Source organism: Luteimicrobium sp. DT211 (assembly GCF_049844995.1).
Lineage (GTDB): Bacteria > Actinomycetota > Actinomycetes > Actinomycetales > Cellulomonadaceae > Luteimicrobium.
In genome coordinates this window covers 197,009-217,083 of sequence record NZ_JBNCMC010000002.1, presented here as the reverse complement: position 1 = coordinate 217,083, position 20,075 = coordinate 197,009, and the positions used below count along the sequence as shown (strand labels likewise).

The window sequence follows — 20,075 nt, the reverse complement described above, 5'->3', positions numbered from 1 at the left end:
GTGGCGCCCGCCCCCCACCCTGGGGGCGAGCGCCACGACCACGGCGACGGGCAGCGGGGCCCTCGTCAGCTCATGAGGCGCTCGCCTCCCGGTCGCTGGCGCGCTGGAAGCCCGCGAACCCCGGCGAGGTCGACGTCGTCAGCGCGACCTGGTTGAGCACGATCCCTGCCTCGCGGGCCGCCAGGGTGACCGTGTGCACCCCCGGCGCCAGCTCCAGGCCGGCGCCCGCCGTCCCGGTGCTCCCGTACCAAGTCTCGAACCCCGTCTCCGGCGCGCTCTTGCCTGACTGGTACCGCCACGTCCCGTCGACCACCACGTGGTACGAGTCGGCGTCGCCGCTCGGGTGGCTCGAGCTCACGAACAGGTAGTACGTACCCGCGGTCCGCACGTCCACCCGGAACGTCAGCCGCGGAGGAGCCCCGGCCGCCGTGCTCCCGTTCACCTTGTCCGACGGACCCGCCTTCAGGAGTGCCTCCCCCTCCGACGACGACGTCGCCAACCACTGCGCCTTCGCCGACACGCTCGCGGGCGGGACCACCTGGAGCCCGTTCCGGCCCAGCGCCCACGTGTGGACGCCGTCGTTGCCGTCGGTCGTCCACGCGGACTCGCTCTCCTCGAGCGCGTCCGCCGCATCCAGGACCACCAGGCCCCCCTCCTCCACGTACGCACCCGTCGGGGCGCTCGCGGGCCGGTGCACCGTCACGGGCAGGAGCCACAGGCCCCCGTCCGCGTCGGCGACGGTGACCTCCGCCGTCCCGACGCGGCGCCCGGTCACGGTCGCCCTACCGGCCGCGACGGTCACCGTCGCGGCCGTCGGGTTGTCCGACGCCGCCGACGACGCAGCCGCCGTCACACCCTCGACCGCGACCGCTGCGCCCACCGTGGTCTCGACCGCCGGGAGCTCGTGCGGCGGGGTCACCGTCGCCCGGCTGCTCGTCGGACGGAACCCGCTGAGGTCGGGCGACGTGCTCGTCGTGAGCGCCACCTGGTTGAGCACGATTCCTGCTTCGCGCGCCGCCAGGGTGACCGTGTGGACGCCCGCGGAGAGCTCGAGCGCGGCCCCGTCGACGTCGGTGCTGCCGTACCAGGTCTCCGACCCCGTCTCCGGCGAGGTCTTGCCGGACTGGTAGCGCCACGTCCCGTCGACGGCGACGTGGTACGAGTCCGCGTTGTCGTTCGGGTGGCTGGAGTTCACGAACAGGTAGTACGTGCCCGCCGTCCGGATATCGACCTGGAAGTCCAGGCGCGGGGGCGCGCCCGCGGCGGTGCTCCCGTTGACGACGTCCTTCGGGCCCGCCTTCAGGAGCGCGTCGCCCTGGGCCGCGGTCGTGGCGATCCAGTTCGCCTTGGCGCTCGCGTCTGCGGCGGGCACGACCTGGAGCCCGTTGCGGGCCAGCGCCCACGTGTGGATCCCGTCGTTCCCGTCCGTCGTCCGGGCGGACTCGCTCTCCTCGAGCGCGTCGGCCGCGTCGACGACGACCAGGCCGCCCTTCTCCACGTAGGCGCCCGTCGAGGTCACGGTGCCCCGGTTCACGGTGACCGACAGGACCCAGGCCCCGCCGTCCGCGTCGGTGACGGAGACCTCCGCCTTCCCGACCCGGCGCCCCGTGACGCTGAGCTTCCCGTCGTCCACGCTCACCGTCGCCGCGGTGGTGTTGTCCGACTCCGCGGACGCGACGCCTCCCGTGACGCCGTCGACGGCGACCGTCGCGCCGACCGTGGTCTCGACCGGTGCGAGCCGGTGGAGCGCCGGAAGCACCCGCGGCAGCGCCGCAACCGTGGCCTGCTGCGGTGCGGCGATGGTGTTCGGGCTCTCCGTCGGTCCGACGAGGCCGTCGCCGACCGCCCCGTCCTGCGTCTCGATGACGATCCGGTCGAACAGGATCGCCGCGTCAGAGCGGTAGACCGTGAGGTCGTGCCACCCGGGCGTCTTCACGTCGACCGTGAAGTCGAGGGGCTCGGTGCCGTGCATGATGTTGAAGCCCCAGGAGCTCGTGCTCGTCCCCGCGACGGAGTTGCCCCGCAGGAGGGTGGGCACGGCGTCGTCGAGGCCGATCGCCGTGCGCGCAGTCTTCGCGCTCCCGCCGTCGTTCGTGCCCTCGTTGAGCGTCGGCACCCGGTAGAACGTCCCGGTGAACGTGCCCGTCGACCGGAAGTACACCCGGTACGTCAGGCGCGCCGTCTTCTCGAAGCCGTCGTCGACCCGCGGCGCGGTCTCCGGGTAGCTGCCCATCACCGAGCCCCGCTGCCCCACTCCCTGCTGCGGAGCCCAGCTGCTCCCGTCGTCGCCGCGGACGTTCGACGAGTAGTGCTCCGCCTCGAGCGCGACGTACCCGTTCGCCTCCAGGTGGACCGGTTCCTTGACGCGGTTCAGGTCGACGGCCGGCCGCTCCGACACGACGGTGAACGTCGCCACCGGGTCACCGGACCTCTGCCCGTTCACGACGTCGTACACGCGGATCGTGCCCGTCGCCGCCGGGTGCTGCTTGCCGACCGTGACGACGACGCGCTGCTCGGTCGCGGTCGTGCCCGAGCGCTTCGACAGCGTGATCCACGACGCGTCGGTCTCGGCCACCCACGCGTGCGTGCTCGCCACGTCGTCCCGGTTGAACACGTCGAAGAACCGTTGGTCGTCCGGCGCCGCAGCGTCGAAGCGGAGCGTGCCCGCACCCGGCTCCTTGCTGCCCTCCGCGGCCGCCCCCACGCCCGCGACCGCCTTCCCGACGCGCGCATACCGGTCGTTCGTCAGCATGACCGTGCCCTCGTTCGGGAAGCCCTCGGGGTGGCTGTGCCCGATGATCCCGGCCCACTTGCCGTCGCTCAGCGCGTTCCACGTCTGCTCGTCGGTGAAGATGCGGTCGCGCGCGGCCTTGGACAGCAGCTCGTAGCTGCCGGCGCTCGCGTAGCGGCCCTGCGACGCCGCGAGCTGGTTCTTCCAGTAGTAGCCGACCTGCTCCGCCATGTTCCGGTAGGACTGCACCCGGTAGAGGACCTGCTCGTAGAAGGCCGCCCGGTAGGACCGGTCGAGCTTCACGGACACGCCCTGCAGTATCCGGACGAGGTCGTTCGACTCGTCGATGTACCGCTGGAGCTCGTCACCGTCCGACGTCGCGCTGAACGGGTACACCTCGCCGTCGTGGATGCGCCCCGACGCCGCGCTCGACGTGTTCACGTCGCCCCAGAACTCCGCCCGCTTGGTGCTCTCGAGCGTGTCGAACCGGCCGAGCGCGTCCGCGACGGTCCGCGCGTCCTTGCCGTGCAGGCCGTAGTCCCGCTCGACGTCCTGGGTCAGGAACGTCGACTCGATGTTCGTGTCGTCGTAGCTCTCGACGTCCCAGGCCAGCTTGGAGAAGAGCTCGAGCTTCATGTCCCCCGGCTTGATGTCGCCGACGTTGAGCACCCAGTACCGCTGGACGCCCGAGCTCCACGCCCGGTGCAGCTGCTGCACCATGAGCGACATCGGCGTCGAGTTGAGCCACAGGTAGCTCTTCGGCTCGCCCCAGTAGGACACGTGGTAGTACACGCCGTTGCCGCCCGCGCGTGCGGCCTCGGTCGCGGTCGGCACCTGGCGCAGGTAGCCGTAGTTGTCCTCGGCCCACATCAGCGTGACGTCGGCCGGGATGTACTTCTTGAGGCCCTGGTTGTAGAGGTCGTTCATCTCCTTGTACGGGATGAACACCTGCGGGACCGCGTCGGCGCTGCCGTACGTGTCCGCGATGATCGTGCGCTGCTCGCGGATGACGTCGGCCTCCATCTCGACCTTGTCCTTGAAGCCGTACGGGTTGTCCGCCGTGAACGCCGCGTTGTTGTCGCTGACGCCGCGGATGCCCAGCACGACGATGCTCTCGAAGTCGGAGTTCGCCTCGATGCGCTCACGCCAGTACTGGAGGATCGCCGGCTTGTTGATCGAGTAGTCGTACGCGGCGTTCGAGTCGGCGCCCTTGATGTCGTACTTGGCCTTGTTCGCCGTGTACCACTGGCGCCACTCGCCCTCGTTGTTGCGCAGCATGGGCTCCGCGTGCGACGTCGACGCGATCACCCCGTACTCCGCCGCCTCCTGCGCGTTGATCGGCGTGCCGCCGTCGTACGTGCCGGTGTCCGTGGCGGCGTTGAACGCCGTCCCCGCGCCGTGCATCGCCGGCCACAACGTGTCGAGGCGCAGCCGCAGGATGAGCTCGAAGACGTGCCGGTAGTAGTTGACGTCGACTGTCCCGTCCGCCGTCGGGAACTTCTTGCGCGCCCACGCCAGCGTGCGTTCCTCGTCGTTGATGAAGAAGCCGCGGTACTTGACGCTCGGCCCCACCTCGACGTGCGTCTTCCCCTTCACCGCGATCGTCGCCCGTCGCTCGACCGGGACGTCGCTGAACCAGTACCAGGGCGAGACACCGATCTCCTCGGAGATCGCGTACGTGCCGTAGATCGTGCCGCGGGCGTCGCTGCCCGCGATCACCAGCGCGTCGTCGACGCCCGGGAGCGGGTTCTTGATCCTCTTGGTGGCGTACGCCTCCCACTTCCCCTTGATCCTCGCGGCCTCGTCGAACTTGCCCGCCCTCACGATCCGGTCGATCAGCGGGCTCTCCCCCACCTCGCCGACGATGATCGCGGTCTTCTGGTGCGTCGACGGCGTCGTCAGCAACGCCGGCACCTTGCCCTGGTGGGCGCTCGCGAGCCGCTCCTCCTTCGCCGCCTCGTCGTCGACGAGCAGGCTCTGGATCTTGCGCGAGTCCACGCCGCCCGTGACCATCGCCACGTCCTGGCGGAGGTCCTGGACGGCGCGGCGCACCTGCGTGTAGTCCCGGTCGGCGTGCTCCCCGTCGTATCCGGCGTCGATCAGGATCGGCGCGGTCGTCCGTCCGTCGTAGACGGTGAAGCCGGACGACGTCGTCGCCACCGCACGCGTCGCCGCCTGCGCGGGGCCGGCGGCCACCGCCGTGAACGACGCGGCGACCAGCGAGCCGGCCGCGACGGCCGCCCCCCATCGCCTCGTCCACCCTGCGATACCGCGTCCGTGCTGAAGTCCTGGACCACTCTGTCCGGGCTGCGCCATCTCTCGTTCCTCTCGCTGCGTGCCTGCCTGACCCTGCTCGTGCCCGTCGCCGGAGGACGGCGTACTCAGCGCGGTGGTGGAAGCCCGTGCGCGTGACACCAGGCGGCCGGGAGACGTCGAGCGCAGGCGCGAGCGACGGTGCTACGCGGAGCGCGTGCCATGACGACTCCCGGGATCGGGCTCCGGCCGCCGTTGGCTCGGAGCGTCGTACCGAGTGTGCAAACGATTCCGCACCGGCGTCAAGAGATCGGCGCAGGCAATCTGACAACGAGAGACACGGTGACCGCGTCCCTGCAGGTCCATGGCTGGATCTCTCGGTGAGTGCGCCGAATCGGGGGTACTGCCGGAGAGGCAATCGTTTCCGTCGCGCTTCTCTGACGGTCAGACCTGCGGCCTACTGGCACCCGAACGACTTTCGTGTCGGCGTGCCAGAACTCCAGGCGCTCGTCGCTCGCACCTCCCTCCCCGTCGGGGCGTGCGGGTGGCCGGGTTGTTCGCACGGGCGGCGACGCGGAGGGAATCCGCTTGGCACAGTTTTTATATCTGTGGCTTCCGGACTCTGAAGCGACACGGACTCGAGTCGCGACGCCCGACGGTTCAGGCGCCCGTTCGCCGGGAGCGGGCACTCAGGTTGCTGCTGGAGGGTGCGCTCACGTCCGCCGACTCGCCTCGCTCCCCCGCGGTCGCGACGGGGGACGACACCGGCCTCTCCCCCGCCACGAGGGACCGCACGGCGCCGCTACGGTTATCTCCGCGACGACCGCGCGGGGCTCCCGACAGCAGAAGAGGCGGTCTTCGGTGAGTACCGAAAACCGCCTCCGGACCAAGCCTTCGCTGGTCGGGCTGACAGGATTTGAACCTGCGACCCCTTGACCCCCAGTCAAGTGCGCTACCAAGCTGCGCCACAGCCCGTCGGTGCCGATCGTCCGTGCCGAAAAGGCGAGACCTCGCACACCGAGGTGACCCCTCAGGGCCGTCCGTAATGCTACCCCACGTGCGGCCGGTGCCAGGACCACATTCCGCTCCGCGACGTCAGGCCGACGGGTGTTCCGCCTGGTCGCGCGGAGGACGCCCGCGGCGTCCTACGGTGGGAGCGTCCGGACGACGTCGCCGGCCCGGCCAGGCCGGCACAGCGACACCCACGCCTCAGGAGGCCCGTGATGCGGTTCGACTACGACTACGTGATCGTCGGCGGCGGCATGTCCGCGGACACGGCGGCCCGCGGGATCCGGGAGCTGGACCCGGACGGCAGCATCGCGATCCTGTCGGAGGACGTCGACGAGCCGTACGAGCGGCCACCGCTCTCGAAGGACCTGTGGCGAGACCCGGACCTCTCCCCCGACTCCGCGTACCTCGGCACCGCCGAGGCCGCCCGCGCTGACGTCCGCACGTCGACCCGCGTCACGCGGATCGACCGCGAGAGCCACGTCGTCATAGCGAACGACGACGACGAGTACGGCTACCGCGCGCTCCTGCTCGCGACGGGCGGACGGCCCCGCGAGCTGAACCTCCCGCCGAACCCGCGCGTCGTCTACTACCGCTCGTTCGGCGACTACCACCGCACCCGCGAGCTCGCCGACGAGGCGCGGTCCCAGGCGGGCGACCCGGACGCGGGCCGCGTCATCGTCGTCGGCGGCGGCTACATCGGCACGGAGGTCGCCGCGGGCCTCGCCATGGCCGGTGCGCCCGTGACCTACCTGACCGCCGACCCGATCCCAGGATCGACGACCTACCCGGAGATCCTGGCCCGACGCATCGAGGCCCGCTACGCGGAGCACGGCGTCGACGTCGTCACGAGGGCACGTGCCACCGGCCTCGAGCAGACCGAGCCCGACCGCGTCCTCGTGCACGCCGACGTCGACGGGTCGCCCGTGACGCTGTCGGGGCTCGGGGTGGTCGTGGGCTTCGGGATCGAGCCCAACATCGAGCTCGCCGTCGCGGCGGGCCTCGCCGTCGACGAGGACCAGCGGGGCGTCGTCGTCGACGAGGCGCTGCGCACCAGCGACCCGGACGTCTTCGCGTCCGGCGACATCGCCCTGTACCCGGACCGGCTGCTCGGGACCCGCCGCGTCGAGCACGTCGATCACGCGCAGCAGTCGGGCCGCACCGCCGGGCTCAACATGGCGGCCTCGGTGCTCGGCAACGAGCTCGGGCCGTACGAGCACACGCCCTTCTACTACTCGGACATCTTCGACCTCGGGTACGAGGCGGTCGGGGTGCTCGACGCGAGCCTCGACCTCGTCGAGGACTGGGCGCCGGGCGCGGAGGGCGACACCGGCGTCGTCTACTACGTGGGCACCGAGGACTCCGGCGAGCCGGGCAGGCTCAAGGGCGTGCTGCTGTGGAACGTCTGGGACTCGACGGACCGCGCGCGCGAGCTCCTCGACGAGTTCCGCGAGCCCGGCTCGGTCACGGGCCCGGACACGCTGCGCGGCCGCATCCCGACCACGTGATGCTGGGCGGGGCGGTTCAGCGCTTGCGCTTCTCCCGCACGCGCACGGAGATCTCGATCGGCGAGCCCTCGAAGCCGAAGGTCTCGCGCAGCCGGCGCTCGATGAACCGGCGGTAGCCGGCCTCGAGGAACCCGGACGCGAACACGACGAACCGCGGCGGACGCGTGGACGCCTGCGTCGCGAACAGGATGCGCGGCTGCTTGCCCCCGCGCAGCGGGTGCGGGTGGGCGGCGACGAGCTCGCCGAGGAACGCGTTGAGGCGCCCGGTCGGGATGCGCTTGTCCCACGACTCGAGCGAGCGCTCGAGCGCGGGCACCAGCCGGTCCGCGTGCCAGCCCGTCTTCGCGGACACGTTGACGCGGGGTGCCCACTGCACCTGGACGAGCTCGCGCTCGATCTCGCGCTCCAGGTAGGTGCGCCGGTCCTCGTCCATGAGGTCCCACTTGTTGTACGCGATGACGAGCGCGCGCCCCGCCTCGACGACCTGCGAGATCACGCGCGTGTCCTGCTCGGTGAGCGTCTCCGACGCGTCGAGCAGCACGACCGCGACCTCTGCCTTCTCGATCGCCGCCTGCGTGCGCAGGCTCGCGTAGAAGTCCGCGCCCTTGGTCTGGTGCACGCGCCGCCGGATGCCGGCCGTGTCCACGAACCACCACGGGATCCCCTTGAGCACGACGAGCTCGTCGACCGGGTCGCGCGTGGTGCCCGCGGTCTCGTGCACGACGACGCGCTCCGAGCCCGCGAGCTTGTTCAGCAGGGAGGACTTGCCGACGTTCGGGCGGCCGACGAGCGCCACGCGCCGCGGGCCCTCGGGCAGCGCCACGCCGTGCGCGGACTCGGTCGGCAGGGCGGCCATCGCCGCGTCGAGCAGGTCGCCCGTGCCGCGGCCGTGCAGGGACGACACCGGGTGCGGCTCGCCGAGCCCGAGGCTCCACAGGGCCGTCGCGTCGGCCTCGCCGCGCGGGCCGTCGACCTTGTTCGCGCACAGGACGACGGGCTTCTTGGCCTTGCGCAGCAGCCGCACCACGTCCTCGTCGGTGGCCGTGGCGCCGACCGTGGCGTCCACGACGAACACGACGGCGTCGGCGAGGGCGATCGCGACCTCCGCCTGCTCCGCGACGCGCGCGTCGATGCCGGCGACGTCGACCTCCCAGCCACCCGTGTCGACGAGCGTGAACCGGCGCCCGGCCCACTCCGCCGGGTAGCTGACGCGGTCGCGCGTCACGCCGGGCGTGTCCTCGACGACCGCCTCCCGGCGGCCGATGATGCGGTTGACGAGCGTCGACTTGCCCACGTTCGGGCGGCCGACGATCGCGAGCACGGGCAGGACCTCGGGCTCCTCGCCGAGGTCGTCCGCGAGCTCGCCGCCGTCGAGCAGGGCGAGGTCGGCGTCGTCGAGCTCGTAGTCGTGCAGCCCGGCACGCAGGGCGCGCTCACGCGTCACGTCGTCGGCGGGGTCGACGCCGTCGGGCTCGCCGGACACCGGAAGGTCGGGGGTGCTCATGCGTCGATTCTCCCAGGTGCGGGGCGCCACGACGAACCGCGCCCCGCGCGGGGCTCAGCTGCGCAGCGGGTCGTCCTGCGGGAGCGCGATCCCGGTGCTCGCGCTGACGGCGTGGACGTGCGCCGCGAGCCCGTCGCGGATGGTGTCCGCGGCCCGGGCGATCGCCTCCTTGCCGCTCACACCGGCCTCGCGGACGACGGCGATCGGCGCTCCGAACTCCACGTGCAGCCGCGCCCGGGGGAACGGCAGGCTGTTGACGCTGCGCCCGGTGCGTCGGGTGCCGAGCAGCGCGGTCGGCACCACGCGGGCGTGCCCGTTGAGGGCGAGCCAGGCGATGCCGGCTCGCGCGCCGGAGAAGTCGCCTCGCCCGCGCGTGCCCTCGGGGAACACGCCGACGGCGTCCCCCCGGCGGAGCACGCCGAGCCCGGTCGCCAGGGCACGCCGCCCGCCGTCGCGGTCGACCGGGATCTGGCCCGACGCCTTGAGAACCCACCCGACCGGGCCGACCCACATGGTCTCCTTGACCAGGATGTGGAGCCCGCGCGGCGCGACGCCGAGGAGCAGCGGCCCGTCGAGCAGACCGGTGTGGTTCGCGGCGAGGATGATCGGCCCGTCGTCCGGCACGTGCTCGGCCCCGACGACACGGGCGTTCCAGACGACGCGTCCGAGGAACCGCCCGACCCACCGGGACCAGGCCGGTCCCGCGGCGCCCGGCAGGTCCTGCTCCACGCGCGGCGCCCCGCTCATGCGTCCGTGCGCCCGGTGCCCACCTCGTCGGTGGGAGCGGCCGCGGGGGCGAGCTCGGCGACGACGGCGAGAACCGCATTGACCGTCTGCTCGAGGTCGAGCTCGGAGGAGTCGACCGTCGCGACGCCGTCGGCGGCGACGTGGAACTGCGAGACGGTCGAGTCGTCCGCGTCGCGTCGCACGATCTGGTCACGGGTGGCCTCGACGGCGCCCGCGCCGTCCGAGCCGTGGAGCTCTCGGGCGCGGCGCGCGAGCCGTGCCTCCTCGCTCGCGGTGAGGAGCACGCGGACGTCCGCGTCGGGCGCGACGACGGTCGTGATGTCCCGTCCCTCGGCGACGATCCCGCGCCCGCCGGAGAACCCGTCGAGCTTCTCCCCGTCGATCGCCGCGCGCTGCAGGCGGCGGAGCTCGTCGCGGACGGCCAGGTTGGTGGCGACCGCGCTGACGGCCGTGGAGATCTCGGTCGTGCGGATCGCGGCGCCCACGTCCTCGCCGCCCACGTGCACGGAGGGCGAGTCGGGGTCGACGCCCATCTCGAGCGGCATCCGGGCGACGGCGGCCTCGACGGCCGCGGCGTCGGCGAGGTCCACGCCCTGGTGCCGGCACCACCACGTCGCCGCACGGTACATGGCGCCGGTGTCGAGGTACGCGAGCCCCAGCCGGCGGGCGACCGCCTTGGAGACGCTGGACTTGCCGGAGCCCGAGGGCCCGTCGATGGCGATGACGAGGGTCACGTGCGTGCGATCCGTCCTGCTCGTGCTGATGGGAAGGGGTGCCGGCAACCGGCCCGTCAGGAGACTACTGCGCTTCCGCCGCCGGTCTCACTGCGCGAGGTCGCGCCGCAGCGCCGTCGCCCCGTGCAGGTAGACGTGCCGGACGGCGCCGCGCGGCACGTCGAGGTCGGCGTGGGCCAGGAGCCGGACCACCCGCGGGAGCGCGTGCGGCACGGCGATCTCGACGGCGCACAGCAGGGGCACGTCGCCGAGTCCCATCTCGCGCGCCGCGGCCGCGGGGAAGTCGCTGGTCAGGTCGGGGGTGCAGGTGAACACGACCGAGATCAGCGCGTCGGTCTCGACCTCGTTCTGCGCCAGCACCTCCGCGACCAGCTCGCGCGTGCGCGCGAACAGGTGCTCGCGCTCGTCGACGTCGAGCTGCGTCGCGCCGCGGATCGCCCGGACCGCCATCAGGCCCGACCTCGCACGGCCCGACCCCTCACAGCCCCACCTCTGACATGAGCGCGCCGAGCTCGTCGCGGCCGAGCACCCGGGTCCGGCCGGGCTTGAGCGCACCGAGGTGCACGGGGCCGACCTGGGTCCGCAGCAGCCGGGTCACCGGGAACCGGAGCTCCTCGAACAGGCGCCGGACGACGCGGTTGCGACCCTCGTGCAGCTGGATCTCCACGAGCGACTGCTGCGGCGTCCGGTCGACGACCCGGTAGTGGTCGGCCTTCACCGGCCCGTCCTCGAGCTCGATGCCGCGCAGCACCGTCCGCCGGAGCGAGTCCGGGACGCGCCCCTCGAGGGTCGCCAGGTACGTCTTGAGCACCTCGTAGCGGGGGTGGGTGAGCCGGTTGGCGAGCTCGCCGTCGTTGCTGAGGAGCAGCAGGCCCTCGCTGTCCGCGTCGAGGCGGCCGACGTGGAACAGCCGCTCCGACCGGTCAGCGACGAACGGCGACAGGTCCGGCCGACCCTCGTCGTCGTGCATGGAGGACACGACGCCGAGGGGCTTGTTGAGCGCGATCGTCACGAGCGACGTGTCGAGCTGCACCCGCAGCCCGTCGACGTGCACGACGGCCTTGGTCGGGTCCACCCGGAGGCCCAGCTCCGTCACACGCACGCCGTCGACCTCGACGCGGCCCGCGGCGATGATGTCCTCGCACGCCCGGCGCGAACCGTAGCCCGCGGTGGCGAGGACCTTCTGCAGGCGCACGCCGTCCGGGTCGTGGACGTCCCTCGCCGGGGTGCTGGCGGCGTTGCGGCCGCTCCTACGTGCTGGGCTCACGGGTCTCCTCGTTCGGTCGTCGGCGCTGCGGTCAGCCCCGCTGCGGCGCGCCGTCCCGTTCGGGCCGCGGTGCGGTGAACGCGGTCTCGAACGCGTCGTCGAGCGTGTCGAGGTCCGGCAGGTGCGGGGCCAGCGGCGGCAGCTCGTCGAGCGACGAGAAGCCCATCCGCTCCAAGAAGTATCCCGTAGTCCCGTAGAGCACGGCGCCCGACGACGGGTCGGTGCCCACCTCCGCCACGAGCCCGCGCGACGTGAGCGTCCGCACGACGCCGTCCACGTTCACCCCGCGCACCGCCGACACCTGCCCGCGCGTCACCGGCTGGCGGTAGGCGACGACCGCCAGCGTCTCCAGGGCCGCCTGGGTGAGGCGCGCCGTCTGGCCCTCGAGGACGAACCGCCCGACGACGTCCGCGAACGCGGGCGCGGAGTAGATCCGCCACCCGCCCCCCGCCTCGCGCAGCTCGAACCCGCGCGGCGGCGCCACGACCTCGCCGTCCACCTCGCCCCGGTACGCGGCCGCGAGCTCGTGCAGGACCTCGACGACCTCCGCGACCGGCAGCGCGACGACGCTGGCGAGGCGCTCCACCGGCACGGGCTCGTCGACGACCATGAGGACGGCCTCGAGCGCCGCGTGCGCTCCGCCGGGCAGCGCGTGCACGTCGGGCGCGTCGGCCACCTCAGCCACGGTCGGCTCCGTCGGCTCCGCCGCCGCGGTCTCGGTCGCCTCGGGGAGCGTCTCGTCCGTCATACCGGCACCTCCTGGTCGGCGGGCGCGGCCCGTGGGTCGCCGACGTCGTCGTAGTCGGTCCGCAGCGCCGCCGCCTCGGCCGTGCCGTCCCCGCCGGACCAGCGGACGGTGAGCTCGCCGAGCGGCGTGACCTGGTCGAACCCGACCAACCCCTCCCGGAACAGCTCGAGCAGCGCGAGGAACCGCGCGACCACGACGTCCACCTCGCCGGCGTCCGCCGTGAGCGCGCGGAAGGAGGCGGCGCCGTCGTGCCGGAGCCGGTCCGCGATCAGGACGGCCTGGTCGCGCACGCTCACCGCGGGCGCGTGCAGGTGCGCGAGGTCGACGCCCGGCGGGGGCGCCTGGGGAGCGAGGGCCCGCGCGGCCAGGCGCGCGAGGTCGTCGGGGCCGAGCTGCCAGACGAGCTCCGGGAGGAGCGCGGCGAGCTGGGGCTCGAGCGCCACGACGCGCGGGAACCGGCGGCCCTCGGTGTCGAGGCGGCCGCGGACCACGTCGGCCACCTGCTTGTACGCGCGGTACTGCAGCAGCCGGGCGAACAGGAGGTCGCGGGCCTCGAGCAGCTCGAGGTCCTCGGCGTCGTCGACCTCGCCCGTGGGCAGCAGGCGGGCGGCCTTGAGGTCGAGCAGCGTCGCGGCGACGACGAGGAACTCGCTCGCCGTCGACAGGTCCCACCCGGAGCCCGTCCCGTCCGACGCCGCGGTCTCGGCGGCGCGGATGTACCCGATGAACTCGTCGGTCACCTGGGCGAGCGCGACCTCGGTGATGTCGAGCTTGTGCTTGGAGATCAGCGAGAGCAGCAGGTCGAACGGGCCGGAGAAGTTCGCCAGGTGGACCTCGAAGCCCCCCGGGCGCCCCTCCGGCTCGTCGGGCGCGGTCGGCCCGGTCGCGGCTTCGTCAGGCTGCGTCGCCACGCGCGACCAGCTCTCGCGCGAGCTGCCGGTACGCCGTCGCGCCCGCGTGCGTCGGGGCGTAGACCGTGATCGGCTCCGCCGCAACCGAGGCGTCCGGGAACTTCACGGTCCGCCCGATCACGGTGTGGAACAGGGTGTCGCCGAACGCCTCGTAGACCCGCTGGACGACCTCGCGCGCGTGCAGCGTCCGCGAGTCGAACATCGTCGCGAGGATGCCGTCGACCTCGAGGCGCGGGTTGAGCCGGTCGCGCACCTTCTCGATCGTCTCGACCAGCAGCGCCACGCCGCGCAGGGCGAAGAACTCGCACTCGAGCGGGATCATCACGCCGTGCGCGGCCGTGAGCGCGTTGACGGTGAGCAGGCCGAGGGACGGCTGGCAGTCCACGAGGATCACGTCGTACTCGTCGACGACGTCGCGCAGCGCGCGCGACAGCACGCTCTCCCGCGCGACCTCGCCCACGAGCTGCACCTCGGCGGCCGAGAGGTCGATGTTGGCGGGCACGAGGTCGAGACCGTCGATGTCCGTGTGCCGGAGCACGTCGTGGAGCGACGTGCCCCGCTCCATCATCGCGTTGTAGATCGTGAGGTCGAGCTCGTTCGGGTTGATGCCGAGGCCCACCGACGCGGCGCCCTGCGGGTCGAAGTCGACGACGAGCACGCGGCGCCCGTACTCGGCGAGCGCGGCGCCCAGGCTGATGGTCGTCGTCGTCTTGCCGACGCCGCCCTTCTGGTTGCACAGCGCGATGATCCGGCCGGGGCCGTGCGACGTCAGCCGTTCAGGCACCGGGAACTCAGGGAGCTCCCGGCCCACCTGGTCCAGCAGCGGACCCTGGCGCTCCTCGGGGATCAGGGCCGACAGGGTCGGCAGCGTCTGCTCGGTGCTCTCGCTCGATGCCTGGCTGCTCACGCAGCCAACCTACAACAGCGTTCCCGCGCAGCTTCGGACCGTCGCCGGGCGTGCCGGACCTCGGTCTCGGGCGCCTGTCAGCCCAGCGCGCGCGGGTGCGTCGCCGCGTACACCTCGCGGAGCGCGTCGGGCGTCACGAGCGTGTAGAGCTGGGTCGTCGTGACCGACGCGTGCCCCAGCAGCTCCTGGACCACCCGGATGTCGGCGCCGCCCGCCAGCAGGTGCGTCGCGAACGAGTGGCGCAGCGTGTGCGGCGACACGTGCGCACCGAGGCCCGCCCGCTCCGCCGCGTGCCGCAGCACCGCCCAGGCGCTCTGCCGGCTCATCCGCGCACCGCGGGCGTTGAGGAAGACCGCGGGCGTCCCCCGGCCCCGCCCCGCGAGCTCCGGCCGCGAGCGCACCAGGTACGCCCCGACGGCGCGTGCCGCGAACGACCCGACCGGCACGACGCGCTCCTTGCGCCCCTTGCCGAACAGCCGCACCGAGGCGGCGTCGCCGTCGAGGTCCAGGTCGTCGACGTCGAGGCTCACCGCCTCCGAGATGCGCGCGCCCGTCGAGTACACGAGCTCGAGCAGGGCCGCGTCCCGCACCGGGACGGCGCCCTCCCCCAGCGCCGCCGCCTCGAGCAGCCGGCCCACGTCCTCGACGCTGATCGCCTTGGGGAGCCGCCGTTCCCGGGTGGGCGCCCGCACGTCGTGCGCCGGGTTGCCGGTCGTCAGGCCCTCGCCCTCGCAGAAGCCGTGCCAGCCGCGCACGGCGGCCAGGCAGCGCGCCGTCGACGACGCCGACAGGACCGCGCGCCCGTCCCCGCCCGAGCGCAGCGCGACGACGAACTCCTGGACGTGCGTCGGCGTGACGTCGCCCGGCATCTGCACGCCACACCCGTCGAGGTAGTCGACGTAGCGGACCAGGTCGCGTCGGTAGGCGGAGGTGGTGTTGACCGACAGGCCCCGCTCGACCGTCAGATGGGCCAGGTACTGGTCGAGCGCGTCGCGCAGGGTCTCAGCCATCGGACGACGGCGACGCTCAGAACGGGAGGAAGACGTCGACGCACACGGCCACCGACAGCAGCGTGAGGTACGTGATCGACGCGTGGAAGACCTTCATCGCGCCGAGCTTGCCCGTCTCCGGGTGCTCGGCGCGCCGCAGCAGCCGGAGGCACAGGAACAGGAACCAGCCCCCGAGCGCGACCGCGCACACCGTGTAGAACCACGTCATGTCGGCGAGCGGGACGAGCGCGAGCGAGCAGGCGATCATCGCGACCGTGTACCAGATCATCTCGCGCGCGACCCGCGTGTCCTTGGCCACGACCGGCAGCATCGGCACGCCCGCGTTCGCGTAGTCGCGCTTGAACTTCATGGACAGCGGCCAGTAGTGCGGCGGCGTCCAGAAGAACACCACGCCGAACAGCGCGACCGGCGCCCACGACAGCGAGCCCGTGACCGCCGACCAGCCGATGAGCACCGGCATGCAGCCCGCGACCCCGCCCCAGACGATGTTCTGCGACGTCCGGCGCTTGAGGATGATCGTGTAGAAGACGACGTACAAGACGATCGCCCCGACCGCGAGGGCCGCGGACATCGCGTTGACGAACGCGAGCAGCCACACGGTCGCGACCACGCCGACCGCCAGGCCGAACGTGAGCGCCGCGGGGCCGCTGATCTCGCCCGTCGCCGTCGCGCGCTTGCGCGTCCGGTTCATGAGCCGGTCGATGTCGCGGTCCACGTAGCAGTTCAGGACGTTCGCGCTGCCCGCGGCCAGCGCGCCGCCCACGAGGGTCGCGACCAGGAGCCACAGCGACGGGAAACCGCGCTCCGCGAGGATCATGGTCGGGACCGTCGTCACGAGCAGCAGCTCGATGATGCGGGGCTTGGTCAGCGAGACGTACGCGCCGACCCGGTGGCGGACGCGACCCCACCGCGTGCCCGGGTCCGCCGGAGCGACGCCCGCACCTCCGACCGTCCCGAGATCGGGCGCGTCGTTCGTCGCTGCCTGGCTCATGGTGGTCACGCGGGCCCGTGTTTCCGTTCGTCGAATGGGGTTTTCGCGCCTGCGCGCGTCGCGGCTCCATGCTACGTCGTCCGGGACGGGCGCGACGGCAGCCGAGGCCCGGCCACGCCCCGCGGGGACACGCTCCTCGTCCAGGGGACGGACCGCCCCGGGCAGCGGGCCGAGCGAGTCGGTAGGGTGGTGAACGGCGCGCGGACAGCCCTCAGACCCGCTCGCGCGCCCGCACCGGCCGTGCCGTGCCCTGTCGGAGGCTCCTCAGCCCCCGCAGGTCCGCTCGGCCGCCGGGTGACGAAGCGCACACCGCGCTCCGTCCGCGCACGACGACACGCACAGTGCTGCGAGGGCTGCGCTCCTCGCGCAGGAAAGAGGTTCGGTGAACGCGTTCACACCAGCAGGGCTGCCGCTCGAGTGGTCCGAGCTCGACGACCAGGCGGTCAAGACCATCAAGGCGCTCGCCGCCGACGCGGTGGAGAAGACCGGCAACGGACACCCCGGCACCGCGATCTCCCTCGCGCCCGCGGCCTACCTGCTGTTCCAGAAGTTCCTGCGCCACGACCCGACCGACCCCCACTGGGTCGGCCGCGACCGGTTCGTGCTGTCCGCCGGCCACTCCTCGCTCACGCTGTACGTCCAGCTCTTCCTGTCGGGCTACGGCCTCGAGCTGTCGGACCTGCAGGCGCTGCGGACGTGGGGCTCGCTGACCCCGGGCCACCCGGAGTACGGCCACACCAAGGGCGTCGAGATCACGACGGGGCCGCTCGGCCAGGGCCTCGCGTCCGCGGTCGGGATGGCCTTCGCGTCGCGCCGCGAGCGGGGCCTGTACGACCCGAACGCCGCCGCGGGCGAGAGCCCGTTCGACCACACCATCTGGGCGATCGCCGGCGACGGCGACCTGCAGGAGGGCGTGACGTCCGAGGCGTCGTCGCTCGCGGGCCACCAGAAGCTCGGCAACCTCGTGGTCGTCTACGACCAGAACCACATCTCGATCGAGGACGACACCAACGTCTCCTTCAGCGAGGACGTCCTGGCCCGCTACGAGGCGTACGGCTGGCACGTCCAGCGCGTCGACTGGACGAACGGCGGCACCGGCTACGGCGAGGACGTCGAGTCGCTCGCCGGCGCGCTCGCCGCGGCCCGCGCCGAGACCGGCAAGCCGTCGATCATCGCGCTGCGGACCGTGATCGGCTGGCCGTCGCCGACCAAGCAGAACACCGGCAAGATCCACGGCTCGGCGATGGGTCCGGACGAGGTCAAGGGCCTCAAGGTCGAGCTCGGCCTCGACCCCGAGGCGAGCTTCGCCGTGTCGGACGAGGTCCTCGCGCACGCCCGCAAGGTGATCGACCGCGGGGCCGAGCTCCGCGGGCGCTGGCAGACGTCGTTCGAGGCGTGGCAGGAGGCGAACCCGACGGGCGCCGCGCTCCTCGAGCGCCTGTCGACCCGCACCCTCCCCGAGGGCTGGGCCGACACGCTGCCCGCGTTCGAGCCCGGCAAGGACTCCTCCACGCGTGCCGCCTCCGGCAAGGTGCTCGGCGCGCTCGCGCCGGTCCTGCCGGAGCTGTGGGGCGGCTCGGCCGACCTCGCCGAGTCGAACAACACGACCATGGAGGGCGAGCCGTCCTTCATCCCGGGCGAGCACTCGACCAAGGCCTGGACCGGCAACGAGTACGGCCGAACGCTGCACTTCGGCATCCGCGAGCACGCCATGGGCGCGATCCTCAACGGGATCGTCCTGCACGGCGGCACCCGGGCGTACGGCGGCACGTTCCTCGTGTTCTCCGACTACATGCGGCCCGCCGTGCGGCTCGCCGCGCTCATGCAGATCCCGTCGACGTTCGTCTGGACGCACGACTCGATCGGCCTCGGCGAGGACGGTCCGACGCACCAGCCCGTCGAGCACCTGGCCGCGCTGCGCGCCATCCCCGGGCTCGACGTCGTCCGCCCGGCCGACGCCAACGAGGTCGCCTGGGCGTGGCGCACCGTGCTCGAGCACACCGACCGCCCCGCCGGCATCGTCCTGACGCGCCAGAACGTCCCGACGTTCCCGCGCGGCACGGACGGGTTCGCCGACGCGTCCGGCGTCGCCCAGGGCGCCTACGTCCTGGTCGACGGCGCCGACGACGGGAGCACGCCCGACGTGATCCTGCTCGGCACCGGCTCCGAGGTGCAGCTCGCCGTGCAGGCGCGCGAGCAGCTCGCCGCCGACGGCATCAAGGCGCGCGTCGTGTCCGTACCCTCGCGCGAGTGGTTCGACGCGCAGGACGCCGGGTACCGCGAGTCCGTGCTGCCCGCGGCCGTCAAGGCGCGGGTCTCGGTCGAGGCGGGCGTCGCCCAGGGTTGGCGCGAGCTGGTCGGCGACGCCGGCCGGATCGTCAGCCTCGAGCACTTCGGGGCGTCGGCCGACTTCAAGACGCTGTACCGCGAGTTCGGCATCACCGCGGAGGCCGTCGCGGCCGCCGCCCGGGAATCCCTGGCGGCCGTCCGGGGCTGAACCCGAAGAGCGTGACCTGCCCGGGCGCCGCGCACGCGGCGCCCGGGCACCGGTCCCCGGGAGATGGCCAGGCCGGCGGACCGGAACGACCCGGAAAGGAAGCGATCAGCGTGTCCGACAGCACCACCCCCAGCCCCACGCGTCTTCTGAGCGAGCAGGGCGTCTCCATCTGGCTCGACGACCTGTCCCGGGAGCGGCTGCGCTCGGGCAACCTCGCCGAGCTCGTCGCCTCGCGCGACGTCGTCGGCGTCACCACGAACCCCACGATCTTCGCGGCCGCGGTCTCGAAGGGCGACGCCTACGACGAGCAGCTCGCCGCGCTCGCCGCGGCGGGCGTCCCGGCCGACGAGGCCGTCTGGACGATCGTGACCGACGACGTCCGCGCCGCCGCCGACGTCCTGCGGCCGGTCTTCGACGCCACGGGCGGCGTGGACGGCCGGGTCTCGATCGAGGTCGACCCGCGGCTCGCGCGCGACACCGACGGCACCGTCGCGCTCGCGCAGCAGCTCTGGAAGACGGTCGACCGCCCGAACGTCATGATCAAGATCCCCGCGACCGTCGAGGGCCTGCCGGCCATCACGCGCACGCTCGCCGAGGGCATCTCCGTCAACGTCACGCTGATCTTCTCGCTCGAACGGTACGCGCAGGTCATCGACGCGTTCTTCGCCGGCGTCGAGGGCGCGAAGGTCGCCGGCCTCGACCTGTCGAAGCTCGGCTCGGTCGCCTCGTTCTTCCTCTCCCGCGTGGACACCGCGGTCGACAACGCGCTGACCGCCGTCGGCTCTCCCGGCGCGCTCGACGCCCGCGGCACCGCCGCGCTCGCGAACGCCCGGCTCGCGTACGAGCTGTTCCAGCAGCGGTTCTCCTCGGACCGGTGGCAGGCGCTCGCCGCGGAGGGCGCGCACGTCCAGCGGCCGCTGTGGGCCTCCACGGGCACCAAGAACCCCGAGTACAGCGACACGATGTACGTGACCGAGCTCGTGGCCGCCGACGAGGTCAACACGATGCCCGAGAAGACGCTCGACGCCGTCGCCGACCACGGCGTCGTCACGGGCGACACCATCGCCGGGACGTTCGAGTCCTCGCGCGGGCACCTGGCGACGATCGAGTCGTTCGGGGTCTCGATGGCCGAGGTCACGGCGAAGCTGGAGTCCGACGGCGTCGACTCGTTCGTCACCAGCTGGGAGCAGCTCCTCGACACCATCACCGCCGGGCTGGAGCGCGAGTCGGGGCACGGGGCCTGAGCACGGCAACGACGT

The 20,075-nt window shown here is 72.8% G+C and carries 14 protein-coding genes and 1 tRNA gene; 3 read left to right on the top strand and 12 right to left on the bottom strand.

The window, feature by feature from the left end; all coding sequences use genetic code 11:
- Positions 1–70: 70 nt before the first annotated feature.
- On the bottom strand, positions 71–5,047 hold the full coding sequence (locus ACLQ14_RS05120; RefSeq protein WP_425810563.1) for a glycosyl hydrolase 115 family protein: 4,977 nt from the start codon (positions 5,045–5,047) through the stop codon (positions 71–73).
- Positions 5,048–5,882: 835 nt separating this feature from the next.
- Positions 5,883–5,959: transfer RNA gene (locus tag ACLQ14_RS05115), tRNA-Pro, on the bottom strand.
- Between the two features lie 248 nt (positions 5,960–6,207).
- On the opposite strand from ACLQ14_RS05115, the gene ACLQ14_RS05110 reads away from it, so the two are divergent.
- Complete coding sequence (locus ACLQ14_RS05110; protein WP_425810561.1) at positions 6,208–7,500, top strand: NAD(P)/FAD-dependent oxidoreductase; 1,293 nt, start codon at positions 6,208–6,210, stop codon at positions 7,498–7,500.
- A gap of 16 nt (positions 7,501–7,516) precedes the next feature.
- Here ACLQ14_RS05110 and der read toward each other — a convergent pair whose 3' ends face one another.
- The 10 genes from der to ACLQ14_RS05060 form a co-directional block, all read right to left on the bottom strand.
- Positions 7,517–9,004, bottom strand: coding sequence for a ribosome biogenesis GTPase Der (gene der / locus ACLQ14_RS05105; RefSeq protein WP_425810559.1), 1,488 nt, complete (start codon positions 9,002–9,004; stop codon positions 7,517–7,519).
- A gap of 54 nt (positions 9,005–9,058) precedes the next feature.
- Entirely contained in the window at positions 9,059–9,751 is a 693-nt protein-coding gene (locus tag ACLQ14_RS05100; protein WP_425810557.1) for a lysophospholipid acyltransferase family protein, read from the bottom strand.
- The gene (gene cmk / locus ACLQ14_RS05095) at positions 9,748–10,485 is read right to left on the bottom strand and encodes a (d)CMP kinase (RefSeq protein WP_425810555.1); all 738 of its coding nucleotides are present in this window, start codon (positions 10,483–10,485) and stop codon (positions 9,748–9,750) included. The genes ACLQ14_RS05100 and cmk overlap by 4 nt, the downstream gene beginning before the upstream one ends.
- 87 nt (positions 10,486–10,572) lie before the next feature.
- Positions 10,573–10,935: a chorismate mutase gene (gene aroH, locus ACLQ14_RS05090; RefSeq protein ID WP_425810553.1), complete on the bottom strand. Its 363-nt coding sequence runs from the start codon at positions 10,933–10,935 to the stop codon at positions 10,573–10,575.
- 28 nt (positions 10,936–10,963) lie between these two features.
- Positions 10,964–11,752: a pseudouridine synthase gene (locus tag ACLQ14_RS05085; protein ID WP_425810551.1), complete on the bottom strand. Its 789-nt coding sequence runs from the start codon at positions 11,750–11,752 to the stop codon at positions 10,964–10,966.
- Between the two features lie 31 nt (positions 11,753–11,783).
- Positions 11,784–12,500, bottom strand: coding sequence for an SMC-Scp complex subunit ScpB (scpB, locus tag ACLQ14_RS05080; RefSeq protein WP_425810549.1), 717 nt, complete (start codon positions 12,498–12,500; stop codon positions 11,784–11,786).
- Positions 12,497–13,411 carry a segregation and condensation protein A gene (locus tag ACLQ14_RS05075; RefSeq protein WP_425810547.1) on the bottom strand — a complete coding sequence of 305 codons (915 nt, stop codon included), beginning with the start codon at positions 13,409–13,411 and terminating at the stop codon, positions 12,497–12,499. The genes scpB and ACLQ14_RS05075 overlap by 4 nt, the downstream gene beginning before the upstream one ends.
- Entirely contained in the window at positions 13,395–14,258 is an 864-nt protein-coding gene (locus ACLQ14_RS05070) for a ParA family protein (protein ID WP_425811633.1), read from the bottom strand. The genes ACLQ14_RS05075 and ACLQ14_RS05070 overlap by 17 nt, the downstream gene beginning before the upstream one ends.
- A gap of 137 nt (positions 14,259–14,395) precedes the next feature.
- The gene (locus ACLQ14_RS05065; RefSeq protein ID WP_425810545.1) at positions 14,396–15,328 is read right to left on the bottom strand and encodes a site-specific tyrosine recombinase XerD; all 933 of its coding nucleotides are present in this window, start codon (positions 15,326–15,328) and stop codon (positions 14,396–14,398) included.
- A gap of 16 nt (positions 15,329–15,344) precedes the next feature.
- Positions 15,345–16,319, bottom strand: a complete 975-nt coding sequence (locus tag ACLQ14_RS05060; RefSeq protein ID WP_425811631.1) for a heme o synthase — start codon at positions 16,317–16,319, stop codon at positions 15,345–15,347.
- A gap of 382 nt (positions 16,320–16,701) precedes the next feature.
- On the opposite strand from ACLQ14_RS05060, the gene tkt reads away from it, so the two are divergent.
- Both tkt and tal read left to right on the top strand, forming a co-directional pair.
- Complete coding sequence (gene tkt / locus ACLQ14_RS05055; protein ID WP_425810543.1) at positions 16,702–18,816, top strand: transketolase; 2,115 nt, start codon at positions 16,702–16,704, stop codon at positions 18,814–18,816.
- A gap of 110 nt (positions 18,817–18,926) precedes the next feature.
- On the top strand, positions 18,927–20,060 hold the full coding sequence (gene tal, locus ACLQ14_RS05050; protein ID WP_425810541.1) for a transaldolase: 1,134 nt from the start codon (positions 18,927–18,929) through the stop codon (positions 20,058–20,060).
- The last annotated feature ends 15 nt before the right edge of the window (positions 20,061–20,075 follow it).

What these genes read in the sequence shown, in the direction of transcription:
- ACLQ14_RS05110 (WP_425810561.1), top strand. Translation starts at nt 6,208, where the DNA reads ATGCGGTTCGACTACGACTACGTGATCGTCGGCGGCGGCATGTCCGCG.
- ACLQ14_RS05060 (WP_425811631.1), bottom strand. Translation starts at nt 16,319, where the DNA reads ATGAGCCAGGCAGCGACGAACGACGCGCCCGATCTCGGGACGGTCGGA.
- ACLQ14_RS05100 (WP_425810557.1), bottom strand. Translation starts at nt 9,751, where the DNA reads ATGAGCGGGGCGCCGCGCGTGGAGCAGGACCTGCCGGGCGCCGCGGGA.
- scpB (WP_425810549.1), bottom strand. Translation starts at nt 12,500, where the DNA reads ATGACGGACGAGACGCTCCCCGAGGCGACCGAGACCGCGGCGGCGGAG.
- ACLQ14_RS05065 (WP_425810545.1), bottom strand. Translation starts at nt 15,328, where the DNA reads ATGGCTGAGACCCTGCGCGACGCGCTCGACCAGTACCTGGCCCATCTG.
- der (WP_425810559.1), bottom strand. Translation starts at nt 9,004, where the DNA reads ATGAGCACCCCCGACCTTCCGGTGTCCGGCGAGCCCGACGGCGTCGAC.
- ACLQ14_RS05120 (WP_425810563.1), bottom strand. Translation starts at nt 5,047, where the DNA reads ATGGCGCAGCCCGGACAGAGTGGTCCAGGACTTCAGCACGGACGCGGT.
- aroH (WP_425810553.1), bottom strand. Translation starts at nt 10,935, where the DNA reads ATGGCGGTCCGGGCGATCCGCGGCGCGACGCAGCTCGACGTCGACGAG.